General features: G+C 59.4%; 9 protein-coding genes, 1 rRNA gene and 2 pseudogenes. 8 read left to right on the top strand and 4 right to left on the bottom strand.

Annotated elements, in window-relative coordinates; all coding sequences use genetic code 11:
* Positions 1–44: 44 nt before the first annotated feature.
* Positions 45–1,640, bottom strand: a complete 1,596-nt coding sequence (locus ACIPIN_RS26545; protein ID WP_401124012.1) for a glycosyltransferase family 39 protein — start codon at positions 1,638–1,640, stop codon at positions 45–47.
* 234 nt (positions 1,641–1,874) lie between these two features.
* On the opposite strand from ACIPIN_RS26545, the gene ACIPIN_RS26540 reads away from it, so the two are divergent.
* The 8 genes and pseudogenes from ACIPIN_RS26540 (at position 1,875) to ACIPIN_RS26505 (ending at position 12,954) form a co-directional block, all read left to right on the top strand.
* Positions 1,875–4,052 carry an outer membrane assembly lipoprotein YfiO gene (locus ACIPIN_RS26540; protein WP_401124009.1) on the top strand — a complete coding sequence of 726 codons (2,178 nt, stop codon included), beginning with the start codon at positions 1,875–1,877 and terminating at the stop codon, positions 4,050–4,052.
* A gap of 15 nt (positions 4,053–4,067) precedes the next feature.
* Positions 4,068–4,772: pseudogene (locus ACIPIN_RS26535) on the top strand (DUF3142 domain-containing protein); the annotation flags it as partial.
* Between the two features lie 308 nt (positions 4,773–5,080).
* The gene (locus tag ACIPIN_RS26530; protein ID WP_401124007.1) at positions 5,081–5,791 is read left to right on the top strand and encodes a GntR family transcriptional regulator; all 711 of its coding nucleotides are present in this window, start codon (positions 5,081–5,083) and stop codon (positions 5,789–5,791) included.
* Complete coding sequence (locus tag ACIPIN_RS26525; protein WP_401124005.1) at positions 5,788–6,540, top strand: thioesterase II family protein; 753 nt, start codon at positions 5,788–5,790, stop codon at positions 6,538–6,540. The genes ACIPIN_RS26530 and ACIPIN_RS26525 overlap by 4 nt, the downstream gene beginning before the upstream one ends.
* 738 nt (positions 6,541–7,278) lie before the next feature.
* Positions 7,279–8,055 carry a DUF3050 domain-containing protein gene (locus ACIPIN_RS26520; protein WP_401124002.1) on the top strand — a complete coding sequence of 259 codons (777 nt, stop codon included), beginning with the start codon at positions 7,279–7,281 and terminating at the stop codon, positions 8,053–8,055.
* A complete protein-coding gene (locus ACIPIN_RS26515; RefSeq protein ID WP_401123999.1) occupies positions 8,052–8,981 on the top strand; it encodes a diiron oxygenase in 930 nt (309 codons plus the stop codon). Before ACIPIN_RS26520 ends, ACIPIN_RS26515 begins: the two co-directional genes overlap by 4 nt.
* A 14-nt stretch (positions 8,982–8,995) precedes the next feature.
* Positions 8,996–12,457 (top strand): non-ribosomal peptide synthetase, encoded by a 3,462-nt coding sequence (locus tag ACIPIN_RS26510; RefSeq protein WP_401123996.1) that lies wholly within the window; start codon positions 8,996–8,998, stop codon positions 12,455–12,457.
* Positions 12,458–12,486: 29 nt separating this feature from the next.
* A complete protein-coding gene (locus ACIPIN_RS26505) occupies positions 12,487–12,954 on the top strand; it encodes an SRPBCC family protein (RefSeq protein ID WP_401123994.1) in 468 nt (155 codons plus the stop codon).
* Between the two features lie 71 nt (positions 12,955–13,025).
* On the opposite strand, the gene ACIPIN_RS26500 is transcribed toward ACIPIN_RS26505, so the two are convergent.
* From ACIPIN_RS26500 to rrf, 3 genes and pseudogenes are all read right to left on the bottom strand, one after another.
* Entirely contained in the window at positions 13,026–13,811 is a 786-nt protein-coding gene (locus tag ACIPIN_RS26500) for a methyl-accepting chemotaxis protein (RefSeq protein WP_401124056.1), read from the bottom strand.
* A 69-nt stretch (positions 13,812–13,880) separates the two neighbouring features.
* Positions 13,881–14,906, bottom strand: a pseudogene (locus ACIPIN_RS26495) (cache domain-containing protein); the annotation flags it as partial.
* A gap of 339 nt (positions 14,907–15,245) precedes the next feature.
* Positions 15,246–15,338: ribosomal RNA gene (gene rrf / locus ACIPIN_RS26490) — 5S ribosomal RNA — on the bottom strand; the annotation flags it as partial.

Here is a 15,338-nt window from a genome sequence, read left to right as displayed (position 1 = left end):
AGGTCGCGAACCCAAAAACCCATCCTCCGCGCGCCTACAAGGCATTACTTGATTTTAGAGCTGTTGATAGCAAACAACCGCGCCCGCGCATTGCCGGCTACTTTTTCACTGATCTTCTGCCAGTCGGCGGGCAACGGTGCGAACTCATCAGGTTGGTCAGCGGTGCTGAACAACCACACACGGTGCGTTTCGGGCGGCAGATCGGTGAGCCGATCGAGGTAAATCTTGTCGGCGGCTTCCTCTACCAGCGTACCGAAACCGTAGGCATTCGGGCGACTGGACGTGCCGTTGGCCAAGGGCGGAGTAAAGAGCCGCGGCTGGACGACGGTGCGATCGTAGTAAACGTACGGCATGTACCAGAGCAGATCGCTGATGACGACCTGATCACCCGGCTCGTAATGCTGATTGATGAACTCGACCGTCACATTGAGCTGGTCATTTGGATCGACCGTCGCGTTGTTTTTCAGGCCTACCCCTTCAACGCCGACAAACAGCAGGATTAATGCCAGGCCCAGCACTCGGAAGCCTTTTTTCAGGCCATCGACACTCAGCGCGATGATCAGTGGCAAGCCCAGCGCGAAGGCCGTCACGTAGCGTTCGATGAACACCGGCGAAACGAACGACACCAGGAAAACCAGCACCAACGGCACCACCGCGTAGATCGCCAGCAAGGCACTCCAGCGGTAGACGCTACGATCACGCAGCACTGTCAACCCGATCACGCCCAGCAGCAGCACCGGCAGTGCAATAAACACCGACCTGGGCAGGCTGTCGTCATCGCCCTGGATCATGAAGGTCCAGACCATGGACGGCAGGGAGCCGAGGGTGACCGGGTCTTCCCAGCCCACATCGCCACTGGCCTTGAGTTCCGGCATGTGCTGAACCAGATTCAGCAACTGCGGAACCCACGGCAGAAACAGCAGCACAATCGCCGCGTTGGTCAGCCACCAGCCCGGGCGGCTGATGTGCCGCAACGAGTTGCCCGGCTGCACACGCAGCACCAGCAGGTACAACCAGTGGGCAATCACGCACAGCGCGGTGAAGTAGTGGGTGTAAAACCCGGCGGCCATCAGCAGCGCGTAAATCACCAGATACCGTGCACGCTGGGGTTGTTTGATCCAATACACCAGCGCAATCGTCGCGCCAAGCAGCAACACACCCAGCAGCGAATACATCCGTACTTCCTGGCTGTAACGCACCGCCGATGGGAATAGCGCCAACAGCAACCCTGCCAGTAACGCCACCCGCGGACTGGCGATCAACCGTACCAGCCAGACACCCAGTGCCACCGTGGCAATACCCGGCAGTGCACTGAGGCCGCGAATCGAGAGAATGCCGTCGCCGAACAGTTCGATCCAACCGTGCAGCACCATGAAGTAGAGCGGTGGATGCACATCACGGCCCGCGTGAAACCAGATCCCGGCCAGATCGTACTGGCTCATCAGCAGGCTGGAGCCTTCATCGCCCCAAATCGCCGCCGCCGTCAGGTCGTAAAACCGCACGAACGTCGCCAGCGCCAGAATTGGCCAGATCCCATACTCGATCAGCCACTGAAACAGACGCGCCGAGGCCGTCAGCCGAGTGCGCACAGAGCGCTCATCAGGCTTGTCGGCAAGCTCTGTTTCTCTACGGTATTCCATCTATCCCCCTGGGTGATCGAAAAGGCCCTATAAGGCTTGGACCTTGAATTGGGTGTGGATGCTGCCCCATTCCCTGCACGCACGCAATGTAGCGACATCGGTGTCAGCGGCTACGCTGATCGGTGGTCTGCGGACATGCCAGGCCTTCTCGATCTGAAACCCCAGCGCCAGAGAGTGCCGGCACGCGGTATCATCGCGGCCTCGATTTCAGCGTTTGCGGATTAAGGACAATTCATGCGTATCGGTCTTCTGTCGCCCTTCGTTCTGGCACTTGCCACAGCCTGCGCACTCCCGGCCCACGCCAGCTACGATCAGGACGCCTGCACGCCTGAACTGTCGCTCAGCGGTGACGGCCACTGCAACAACGTGCCGTTCCTCAACCCCGGCAACGACAGTCGCGCCAACTTGCGCATATTGCTGTCCGATCAGGGCGCGCTACCGCTGAACCCGGCGCCACTGAGTGATTTTGATCGTGAAGCCGGTTACGGCCCAGTGCCGTTCGACCTCGCACGTCTCGACTCAATGCCGACGCAGGCCCCGACGCCACCTCCTGAAACAGCTCCGGTTTCGGTACTCGATGAGCCGCTGCGCCAACTCGGCATTAGCCGCGAAGCCTCCAGCATTATTGCCGGTGATCAGTTCATCGAAGGCGAAGGCAACCGCTGCCGCAGCAACAGCAACAGCACAGAGAGCGCCGCCGCGTTCCTGGCGCAACTGCTGAAAACCACTCAGCTGCCCGCCGAAGAACGCCAAAGCCTGGCGCAAAGCCGCCTCCAGATGCTCGCCGCATGCCGTTGGGAAGCCGATCGACTGAACAGCCTGCTACCTGCTTCAGTCACCTCGGAACCTGGCAAGGCCTTCCTCACGTATCTGCGCGGCGCAGCACAGTTCTATGGCGGCCACTTCGCCGAGGCGACGCAAACCTTCGCCAGCCTGAACAACAACGATCAGCCCTGGCTCAAGGAAACCGCGCTGTACATGGCCGCGCGCATTGCGCTCAACGCAGCCCAGGAAAACGCCTTCGACGAGATGGGTCTGCCGACGCTTGAGCATGTGGATAACGTCAACCTGCAATTGGCCGAAAATGCTTTCGAGACCTATCTGAAAACTTATCCACAGGGCGATTACAGCGCGTCGGCCAAAGGCTTGATCCGTCGGGTGCACTGGTTGGCTGGCGAAGATCAGAAACTCGCCGACGACTACGCCTGGCAACTCACCCAAGCCACCGACGTCCAGCGCAACAAAACCCTGCCGGAACTGGTGGAAGAGGTCGACAGCAAACTGCTGACCCAACCGGACAACGGTATTCAGGCGCCGCTGCTGCTGGCGGTCAAAGACTTGCTGAGCATCGGCACCTACCAGACGTCTTTCAACCTCAAGGCGCTGCAAGCGCAGCAAGCCCTGTTCGCCCAGCAACCGGCGCTCTACGACTACCTGCAAGCGACAGTGTTGTTGTACCTCGAAAAGAACCCGGAGCAGGCACTGAAAGTCCTCCCGAGCAGCGTTCCGCACAACCTCGACTACCTTGCCTTCAGCCAGCAGGTGCTGCGCGGTATCGCCCTGCATGCACAGCACAAATGGCCGGAAGCCGAAGCGCTGTGGCTGGAGTTGCTGGCCAAGGTCAAACAGCCGTTGCAGCGCGAGCAGGTCGAACTGGCGCTGGCCTTCAACTACGAACTCAGCCAGCGGCTGGGCAAAGTGTTCGCCGCCGACTCACCGATCAAGACACCCGCCGTGCGTTATCGCCTGCAACGGCTGGTGGCCGACGCGCCGCTGCTGCGTCAGCAAATCAGCCAGGGCGCGGACGCCACCGAGCGCAACAGTGCGCTGTTCGTATTGCTCTATAAAGAGTTGCTGCGCAGCCAGTACGCCGAGTTTGCCGAAGACTTCAAGCAGCTACCGGCCGAGCCCTCAACAGACAAACTTGGCGTGAGCATTGGCTATTTCTACAGCTCCGGTCAGCCGTTGACGATGTTCCGCTGGCAAGGCGACAAGGCTGAATCCGGTTACCACTGCCCGAGCATCGCCGAGATTGCCGCGACCCTTCAGGCGGACGGCAAGAACCCCAAAGGCCTGAACTGCCTGGGTGAGTTCATCCTGCGCAACGACCTTGATGGCGCACCGCTGGAAACCAAACCCAATAAGTCCGAACTCGGTGCCACAGGGTCGGCGTTCAAAGGTGAGATCTATTCCCGGCACGACGGTTATCGCCAGGTCATCGACAACGCCAAAGCGCCGAAGGCAGACCGCGCTTACGCACTGTTCCGCGCCATCAACTGCTACGCGCCCTCGGGCAATAACAGCTGCGGTGGCAAAGACGTCGAACCCGCTGTCCGCAAGGCCTGGTTCCGCCAGTTGAAAAGCGGCTTTGCCGACACCCAGTGGGGCAAGTCGCTGCAGTACTACTGGTAATCCATGAGGGATTTTCTGAAAAGCCTGGCGCTGCTCGCACTGCTGCTCAGCGCCCCGGCCTTTGCGGCCGTCGACGCCCGCGACCATGACGCCTTTTGGCTGTGGAGCGGGGTCAACACGCAACCAGTGCTGGCCCGGGCCAAAACCTTGTACATCCTGCAAGGGCAGATCAGCGAATCACGCCGCACACCACAGCGCGGCGTGCGCTTCATTGCCCAAGGCATCGCCATCCCGCGCCTGACCCAGGGCGAAGTGTGGGTGACCTACCGCGCCCATACCCTGCGCTGGCCAGAGCCGGTCTATCAGCAATTGCTGGGGCAGGTTCAGCGCTGGCAACAGGCGGGCAACCCGGTGGTCGGTATCCAGATCGATTTCGACGCCCGCACCCGTTACCTCGACGAATACGTCAGCTTCCTCAAAGACCTGCGCCAACGCCTGCCCACCCACTATCGCCTGAGCATCACCGGCCTGATGGACTGGAGCAGTCACGCCGATCCGCAGGTGATCGGCCAACTCAAAGGCGTGGTCGACGAAGTGGTAGTGCAAACCTACCAGGGCCGCCACAGCATCCCCAATTACGCCGCCTACCTGCCAAGGCTGAACAGGCTCGGCTTGCCGTTCAAGGTCGGGCTGATTCAGGGTGGGGAATGGGAGGAGCCGGGGTATATGAAGGACAGTGAGTGGTTTCGTGGGTATGTGGTGTTTTTGCAGAATCGGTAGGGTGAACAACTTCTCGCCCCGCTCTACCTGAACGGCCACAGCCAGCGCAAGGTCCGAGGGAGAGCGATTGGCGGTGAAGCCTTGATGGGTAAAAGACAATGGCACGGTGCAATCACCGCGAGCGCGCTAAACTTGGGGAAGCGGACGCAGTTGAAAAGATCTTAGCCCGTGAAGTTGCGTTCGGCGGCAAAGCCAGTGGCACAAAACTGTCGAAAACTGCATTGTCTTGCCGGTTTGACAACCAGTCAGGCAGTTACTAGCGTGCATTGGATCCAATATTATTTTCATTTCAGTCAGGGTGCGTTGTCGTGACACAGAAGCCCAACCCTTTAAGTACTATCCCGGTCAGCGGCCCTATCCCCGCTCACCTTGCGCGATCGGTGATCGAAGAAACCCTGCGCTCGGCGATTCTCGATGGTCGTTTGCCCTGCGGCACCGCTCTGCGCCAGCAAGACCTGGCCGACCTGTTCGGCGTCAGTCGTATGCCCGTACGCGAAGCCTTGCGCCAACTTGAGGCGCAATCGCTGCTACACGTTGTCGCACACAAAGGTGCGGTTGTCGCGCCACTGGTCGAAGGTGATGCCGCCGAGACCTATGCGCTGCGCATCCTGCTGGAGTCCGAGGCCCTGCGCCTGTCGATTCCGTTGCTCGACGACGAGGATTTTGTCGAAGCGGCACGTTATATCGACGACCTGGAAACACAAACCGATTACGCCGAGATCGGCAGGCTCAACCGTTTGTTCCACATGACGCTGTACCGCAAGGCGCCCAACCGCCGGCTCCTCAGCCTGGTAGAAAGCGGCCTGTGGGAAGAGGAACGTTTTCTGCGTTTCAACCTTGAAGCGATGGGGCTCGGCAAGCTGTCCCAGGAAGATCACCGTGAACTGCTGCGCGCTGCGCAAGCCGGAGACATCGAGCTAACCGTGACGAAGCTTGAGAACCACCTCAACCGGGGTGTCGAGGTCATCACACGCTACCTGAACAGCCTTGAACCTCAGGGCAAGAAAGCCTCGACGTGAGCCTCGCAGGGAAAGCCGTGCACGCCCAGGACACCCCATGGCTGACCGTGATCAACGCAGGCCAGGCGACGGATGTCCGACTAATCTGCTTCTGCGAGGCCGGTGCCGACCCCGAGCAGTTCCGCAGCTGGACACAAGTACTGAGCGAGCATATTGAACTGCTCGCGTTCAGGCTTCCTGGCCATGGCAATCCACAAAACCAGACACGCTACGAACAATGGCCGCCGCTGCTGGTCGACGCCTTCGCCGCGCTCCAGCCTTACCTGTCCGAGCCCCATGCACTCTTTGGCCATGGCCTGGGCGCAATTCTGGCCTACGAACTGGCCAAATTGAGCGAAATCCGTTGCCCGGGGCAAACCCGCCATCTGTTCATTTCCGGCTACCCCAGCCCGGACACCCGACCGGCCACAGCGCCGCAGCACAACGGTCATGTTCCCTCAAGTCAGGGGCTGATTCCCGATACAACGGCCAACGATCAACTCACCGCCTACGAAGCACTGATACGCAGTGACTTGAAACTGCTCGAATCCTGGGCCGACCCTTCCAGTCGCAGCCTGCACATCCCGATGACCGCCTTCTACGGCAGCGACGACCCACTGGCACCGCTTGAAAGCATGGTCAATTGGCGCGAGTTCACCCACCGTGAATTCGAGCTGATCGAAATGACCGGTAACCATTTTTTCACCACCACTCAGCGCCATCGTCTGCTGCAGATCATCAACACCCATCTGGGTCTGCTCAGCGAGTAAACGCCTGACGCCTGTGCGATGAGGCACAGGCTCTCGAGAAGCGCTGGCGACAACCTCTCCCCCTCTCCCCTCCTTGAAAGCCCCTGTCTACCCCTGCGCCAGTGATAGCAGTGCTGGCTTTTTGGGCTCACTCTTGGTTTGCCGACTAAAAAAGGACGAGCGGCGTGTAAATCTGCCTGCACAGCCCTCGCGTGATGGACAAACAAAAGGAGGCTTGCCAAAGGACGGGAAGAGCTGGGGCCGTGCCCGCCTCCTGCCTACCACATCAAAAACCATTAATTTTCCAGCCAAAAAGTTGCTCCGAGTGAAGCATTCACTCATTTTAAATTCTGACTTATATAAGCCGGAAGGAACAACTTCACCCCAATAAAACTTAATCCAAAAGTTTTATCGGAACTTGTCACGCCTAAAAAAACACACTTAACAAATAATATAAAAAACACTTGCCCGTCACTTGTTCCATGTATTAATTTTTCTCCGCCGACAACTTCAAGTTCAATTGCACTTGTCGGCACGGTCAATGCACAGGTCTGTAACACCAACCTGCACAACTGGCCACCCAGCACCACCTACGTACTCGACGCCTTGCCTGACAAGGCCCGCCGCCCTCATGAACTGCATCAACGTTTGTTTGAGGTACTTGTTCGCCTATTAAAAAGTTCAGGCAGCACTTTGCTTGCACTTGCATAAGAAACATTCGCCAACCGAATAACTTAACTCGCAACTTATAGGTCACTCATGAAACCAAACAAAGCACTTCTCGACCTGAAAAAAGCAGAGCTCAGCGCCCACCCTATCTTTGCCGAGATTCATTCGCTGTCGATACTTCAGCGCTTTATGGAAACCCATGTATTTGCCGTATGGGACTTCATGTCGCTGACCAAACGCCTACAGCAGGAACTCACCTGCGTGCAGCTTCCCTGGCTACCGCCGCAAGACCCTCAAGCGGCGCGCCTGATCAACGAAATCATCCTTGGTGAAGAGTCGGATAACCGGCTTGATCACGGTCACTACAGCCATTTCGAGTTGTACCTGGATGCGATGCGCGAAGTCGGCGCCAGCACGGCGGCTGTGGAGCGCTTCGTCGCCTTGCAAAAAGAAGGCGTGAGCTACGACATCGCCCTGCAAAGCGTGGACGTCGACCCGGCCGCCTCGAACTTCGTCCGGCACACGTTGCACACCGCCCTATACGCGCCAGGACACAGCGTTGCCGCGGCGTTTTTGCACGGTCGTGAAAGCGTCATCCCGCAGATGTTCCAGCGTATTCTCGACGATTGGGGAATTGGTATCGAGCAGGCGCCGACCTTTCGTTACTACCTGGAACGGCACATCGAAGTCGACTCCGAAGACCACGGCCCCGCCGCCGAAACACTTCTGGCGCGGCTGGTCGACGGCGACCCGCAACGACAAGAGGACGTCTACGCCGCCGCCATCGCCGCCGTGGAAAGCCGCATCGCGCTGTGGGACGGCTTGCGCCTGAGCATGCGTGAACCAGTAGCCGAGGTGAGCGCATGAACGCCGCCGACTACCAATCCTTCGCCGACGCCTGGGAAAGCCGCGCGACCATCCGAACCCGCCCCCGGCGCATGGTCGAAAACGACGACAAACTGATCTATCCCCTGAGCCGCCAACCGCTGGTGCTCAGCGAAACCTTTGTTCGCGAATGCCCGGAGCAGCGCGACTTCGCCCTGGTGCAGACGCTCTACAAGTTCATCAACGATGTGGTGATTTTCGAAACCGAGATCGTCGACAAGACCGCCCGCAGCATCGCCAAGAATCGCTTCGCCGTGCCCTTCCCGTTCGCCTGTCGCTATGACGCCATGACCGTGGTGGTGGATGAGGATTACCACGCGCTGGTGGCGATGGACTTCATGCAGCAGACCGTGGCCATGACCGGCATCACGCCGCTCGAACTGCCGCATGAAATCGAGCTGAGCCGGGCGATTCCTGCTGCGTTGGCACTGGCGCCGGAGCATCTGCGCAGCGCCGTGGAGCTGATCTGCGTGGCCATCGCGGAAAACACCGTGACCAACGATGTCGCGGCGTTCGCCAAGGACGACACGGTCAAGCAATCGATCAAGGGCCTGATGGCTGACCACTTGCTCGACGAGGGCCGTCACTCGGGATTCTGGTCACGGCTGGTGCGGATCTATTGGCATTCGGCGAACGAAGACGACCGCCAACTGATCGCGAAGATTCTGCCGGTATTCATCACTCACTACCTGACTAATGACATTCAGAAATCGTTCGACTTCCGGTTGATCGAACACCTGCACATCAGCGATGCAGCCAAGGCCGCACTCAAGAGCGAAGTGGCAGGTCTGGCCTTCCCGATCAATCGCCATCACCCGCTGGTCGCCAACATCGTGCGGTTTTTCCGCAGCAGTTCGCTGCTCGATTCGCCGTGCGTGCAAGACGCCCTGAGCGACTACCTGATCTAGCCGAGGAGAACATCATGAGACGTCTCGACATTCTGCTCATCGGTCAAAGCCAGGCCTTGAATGAGCTGGTGCTGGAACTGGAACAACACGGCCATGCGCTGACGCGATTGATCGACAGCCACGCCCTGGATGAACAAAAGATCGGTACCGCCGAGCTGCTGATCGACGACGGCAGCCTGGCTATCTCCGCACAGTGCCTGCACGACCTGGGCGACTGCGCACGGTTGAGCGTGACGCTGGGCCTCGGACCAACAGACGCCAGCGGTCTGCCGCCCATTGACGTACTGTGCCGCTACGCATCGAGTGGCGACCAACGACTGATCGCCCGCGTCCCCGTCGCCGACGAAGTCTCTGGTAATGGCCAGGCGCTGCGCCTGAGGGTCATCGCTGAATTGGTTGACCGCGTGGCGCTTGAGGTCAGCCGTTTTTCCCGCGATGCCGAGTACTTCACGCACGCCGCAACGGCCACATCCGGTCATCATGAGCGTGAAGAGAGTTTGCTGGCGCTGGAGAGTCTGGCCTACGCCCACCGACTCAACCTCACCCAACAACCTCCGCTGCTGCAACTCGGGCAAATCCCGATGATCGAGCGGCTCGAACAGAGCCTCAGAACCTTCTGTGAGCGCCCGGCGCTGCACATCGATGGTGAAGTGCTCAGCTATGGCGATTTACACGCCCAAAGTCAGGCGATTCAGCAACGGCTGCTGCCACTGATCGAGCAGTACCGAGTGGTTGATGGACCGGTTGTGGTGGGTATTTGTCTACCGAAATCCAGCGCGCTGTTCGCTGGTATTCTGGCGATTCTCGGCAGTGGCGCAGTGTACCTGCCACTCGAACCCAGTCATCCGCTGCAACGTCAGCAGTACATCCTGGAGAACGCCGGCGCAGTGCTCTTGCTGCACGATGGTCTGCACCCGTTGAGCAACGAGATGCCCGGGCTCGACATCAGTGGCATTGACGCCCGCGAGGCGAATCTCGGCCTGCCGCTAATGCGTCAACGACCCGGCAGCCAGGCGCCGTGCATGGCGCTCTACACGTCGGGCACCACCGGTCACCCCAAAGGGGTGTTGCTCAGCCAGAACAATCTCGGGCACTTCACCGCGTGGTACGCCGATTACGTCGAGCTGACGGAACAGAGTCGGGTGTTGCAGTTTTCATCGCTGAGTTTCGACTCCTCGCTGATCGATATTTTCCCGGCGCTGACCCAGGGCGCCGAGCTGATCGTACCCAACGACGACCAGCGTCGTGACCCGCTGCAACTGGTCGAGTTGATCCGTCATCATCAACTCAGTCATGCGTTTTTACCGCCAGCGCTGCTGAGCATTCTGCCGTTGGAGCAGTTGCGCGACCTTGCGCATGTGATGACCGGCGGCGACGTCTGCGAACCCCATGTGATCAAGCAACTGACCCAGCAGGGCAAGCTCTACAACCTGTATGGCCCGACCGAAGCCACCGTGCTGATCACCGCCCGACAACTGCAAGTCGGTGACAGCAATCGCAGCCTCGGGGCGCCAATTGCCAACAGCCAGGTACTGATCCTCGACGAAGATTTTCAGCCAGTAGCCGAGCAGACCGTCGGCGAGCTGTACATCGTCGGTCCGGGGGTGTGCCTGGGCTATTTGAACAACCCGCAGCAGACTGCCGAGCGCTACCTGCAACTGCCCTTGCCCGGCGGCCAGAATCTGCGTGCCTACCGCACCGGCGACATGGCGAAGTGGACCGCAGACGGCATCGAGCTCTGTGGGCGACGGGACAATCAGGTGAAGATCCGTGGCTACCGGGTCGAGCCGGAGGAGATCGAACGCTGCCTGCGCGACAGTCAGTTGTTCCGGCAGGTGGCGGTGGTGATCGACAGTCATCGACGGATTCTGGCGTTCCTCGCACAACCCCAGGAAGAACAACCGAGTGCAGCACGCGAAGCACTGAAAGCTCACGCCCAGCAGTTCTTGCCGGACTACATGCAGCCCACTGCGTGGACCGAGCTGGCGAATATGCCCTTTGCCAGCAACGGCAAAGTCGATCGAAGGGCGCTGTTGGAGATGCCGGTCAGCGTCCTCGAAAACCATCAGCGTCGGCTACCGGAGTCCGCCGACGAGGCGCAACTGCTGGAGCTCTGGGCCGAGCTGCTGGAGTTGCCGGCTGGCGACATTTCCACCGACGAAAGCTTCTTCAATCTGGGCGGCCACTCAATCCTGCTATCGCGCATGTTGCTGCAATTACGCGAGCAGTTCGGACGCAGTATCTCGATCAATCGCTTCATCGAAGTACCAACCATCGCCAGGCTGGCAACGCTAGTCAGAGGGTCCGCCGGCGAAGAAGTGCTCAGCGAAAAAGCCCTGGCCGATGCCTTCCGCGAACTCGATGTACAGCCCTTGCCGATCAGCCGGATGGGCGATGTGCACAAGGTCATCGTCACCGGTGCCAACAGCTTCGTCGGCGTGCATATCGTCGAGGCGCTGCTGGCCTGGGGCGCCAGTGAAGTCGCGTGCCTGGTGCGCGACGGTGCCGGGCAAAGCGCTGCGCAGCGCTTTGCCGAGTCCCTGCGCGAGAACCGCCTGGAGCACCTGGATCTGACTCGGGTGCGGGTCTACGCGGCGGACATCACGCAACCAGCGCTGGGCCTGGCACCAGGCGTGTATGAGCGACTGGATCGGGAGTTCGGCGCGTTGGTGCACAACGCCGCCAACGTCAACCACGTACTCGATTACGAGTCGCTGGCACGGGACAACGTCGAGCCGATTTTCGAGTGTTTGCGGCTCTGCGAAGGGCGCAGCAAGAAGGTCTTCAACTTCGTCTCCACGCTGTCGGCCTCCAGCACCATCGACGCCGAGGGTCGAGTGCTCGAACAACCCGCCGCGCAGACCCCGCCGATCTACATCAAGAACGGCTACAACCTGTCCAAATGGGTCGGCGAACGGATCCTCGAACGCGCTCGCGAGCGTGGGGTGTGGGTCAACCTCTATCGACCCGGCAACATCAGCTTCAACAGCCTCACAGGCGTCTGCCAGCCGCACAAGAACCGTCTGATGCTGATGCTCAAGGGCTCGATCCAGCTCGGCCAGGTGCCGGAGTTCGCGCTGAACTTCGACTTGATGCCGGTGGACTTCCTGGCCCGCTTCATCGCCTTCCACGCCAGCCGCTATCAGCCCGAGCAGGCAGTGTTCAACCTGCACAACCCCGAACCACTGAGTTGGGATGCTTACGTGGCGTCGTTCCGCGAGGCCGGTCGCGAGTTTCAAATGGTCAGCGTCGCCGACTGGCAACAGCAACTGGGTCGAGTCGACAGCGATAACGCGCTGTTCGGCGTGCTGGGTTTCTACCTCAACGGCTTCGAAGAAGACATCGGCGACATCTCGATGATCGGCCACGCCAACGCCCAGGCCGGCGTGCAGCAGATGGGCGCGCACTACCCGCAGAAATCCCCGGCGCTGCTGCGTCGCGGCTGCGACTACCTGAAAGAAATCAACTTCATCTGACCCATCACCCGTAGAAATGGAGCAAGACCATGAGCACTCTGCAACCCGATACCCTGATCAAAAACCCGCACGGCTGCCATGTTGTGTCGTCGGTGGAAATACCGGCCGAGGCGTCGAAGGTCTGGGACATAGTCGGCAACTTCGCCGGCTTCGACAAGTTCATCCCGGCGCTATCGCACATCGAGATGACTGGCGAGGGCGTGTCGTCGCTGCGCAAGAAGTTCTTCAAGGACGGTAACCTGGTGGTAGAGCAACTCAACTCCCGCGACGATCAGGCACTGAGCATGACCTGGACTACCGTCTACAACACGTTGGGCGTTGGTCAGTTGTGGGCCGCGATGAGCGTCGAGCCCCTGGGCACCGGTAAGTCCCGCGCAACCTGGACCATCATCGCCGAGCCTGCCCAGGGCGGCGCCGAAGCCCTGCCGGGGTTCAAGGACTTCGTGCAGGGGTTTGCGGATGACTCGATGAGCAATGCGCGCAATCTGTTTGTATAAGGCAATCTCGCCATAAAAAAACGCGATGAGTCAGACTGACCTCATCGCGTTTTTTGTATCCATGGAACGGTTTAGATCTTGAAGCTATCCACCAGTTGCTTCAGGCGGTTAGCCTGCAGCGACAACGCATCGCAATCCTTCAACGTTTCGTTGAGGTTGGCCACGCCCTGCTGGTTCAGCAGGTTGATCTGGCTGATGTCGACGTTGAGGGTTTCCACCACAGCAGTCTGCTCTTCCGTCGCGGCCGCTACCGATTGGTTCATGCCGTCGATTTCGGTGATCCGCTGGGTCACGCTGACCAACCGCGCACCGGCCTGATTCGCCACTTCGACGCTTTCTTCGCTGGATACCTGGCTGGCATTCATGGTCGATACCGCTTCACGCGAGCCGACCTGCAACGAGGTGATCATCTTGTGAATCTCCTCGGCCGACTCCTGGGTACGATGGGCCAGGTTGCGCACTTCGTCTGCCACCACCGCAAAACCACGCCCGGCCTCACCCGCACGCGCCGCTTCGATGGCCGCGTTGAGCGCCAGCAAGTTGGTCTGCTGCGAGATGCCTTTGATTACGTCGAGGATGTGCCCGATGTTGTCGGTGCTGGCGTTCAGGGTTTCGATCTGCGTGCACGACAGGCTGATTTTTTGCGACAACTCGGTCATCGCCAGGATGGTTTGTTCCACCACCTGACGACCGTCGTCAGCCTGTTCACTGGCACCACTGGCGTGTTGCGAAGCGTCCGCCGCGTTGCGGGCGATCTCCTGAGTGGCCGCCCCCAGTTGGTTGATCGCTGCCGCCACGCTATTGGTCCGTGCGCTCTGCTCATCGGAGCCAATGATCGAAGCATTCGACGACGCCATGACACGTTGCGACAGGTCATGTACCTGGCGCGTGGCCGACGACACTTCGGAAATCGATGCGTGAATTCGCTCCACGAACTGGTTGAAAGCACCGCCCAACTCGCCAAATTCGTCTTTGCTTTCCACCGCCAGACGACGAGTCAGATCGCCTTCGCCTTGAGCAATGTCCTGCATCGCACGGCCCATGGTGGTCAGTGGACGCATCAGCACCTGAATCAACAGACTCAGCAGCACGGCAATCGCCGTCACCGCGACGAACATCGCAATCAGTGCCGACGTGCGGAACTTGCCCAGTGGCGCGTAGGCCTTGTCCCTGTCGATCGACAGGCCGATGTACCACTCGGCATTCGGCAAGCCAGTGACCGGGGTGAAGGACAGGATGCGCGCCTGCTTGTTCAGGAGCACTTCCTGATTGCCCTTCTCGATACGTACGTTCGAGCCTGGGTAGATATCCTTGAGGTTCTTCATCACCTGGTCTTTGTCCGGGCTGACGATCACCTGGCCGTCTGCGCTGACCAGGAATGCATGACCGATACCGCCGAAGTCCACCGAGTTGATGATCTTCACCAGGGTTTCCAGACTCAGGTCCCCGCCGACCACGCCGAGCAGATCACCGTTCTTCTTCACCGGCATGGCAATGGTCACCACCAACCCGCCGACAGCCGCCATGTAGGGCGGCGTGAGCATGGTTTTATCGGCGGCTACAGCCTGTTTGAACCAAGGGCGCTGACGTGGATCGTAGCCATCCGGCATTTTTGCGTCAGGGCGTTGGGTAAACACACCATTGGCCTGACCGACGTAAGTGAACTGGAAGTTCGAGGTGAAGGCCGGTTGGTCGACCAGCCCAGCGAAGTCCGCGTTGGCACCTTGGTGCGCGATATTCTGGGCCAGGTTTTCCAACACCAGAATCCGCCCACTCAGCCAGTTCTGAACGCTGCTGGCAGTTAGATCGCCGGCTTGCTGGACGGAGGAGTCGAGGTTTTGCTGGATGGTATTTCGCTGCAGGTAGTCGTTGTACAAAGTGAACAACGCAAAAGCCAGAACCACTACGCCTGAAGCGGCCAAAAGGATTTTATGGCTGAACTTTAGATTCATTTCATGGGACTTCTTATGCAAAGAGTGGGGATGCGTTCCGGGTGCAACATTCCATGTAACGCCGTAGGCCGCTCTTAGGCCGCTCTACTTTGGTGCACGCATGTCTCACCAGTTTTTCGGCACAGGTCCGAGAAAACTTAGGCCTTTGTGCAAAATGCATCGGATTCCCTGCACAAACCCGCCAAACGGCGTGCTAGAGCGCTCAACCTACGTTTTTTTGATGACGATTGATCAAGTGGCGCAGGCGCTCTACAGCAACCACCACACTCTGAGCTTTTAGCTGCCTCTAAAACGACAAAACCCCTGTCTGCGTTAGCAGACAGGGGTTTTGGAATTCAATCTTGACGATGACCTACTCTCACATGGGGAAACCCCACACTACCATCGGCGATGCATCGTTTCACTGCTGAGTTCGGGATGGGATCAGGTGGT

It is taken from the genome of Pseudomonas sp. NPDC087697 (genome assembly GCF_044743155.1).
Taxonomy (GTDB): Bacteria; Pseudomonadota; Gammaproteobacteria; order Pseudomonadales; family Pseudomonadaceae; genus Aquipseudomonas.
This window is presented reverse-complemented; position numbering and strand designations above follow the sequence as displayed.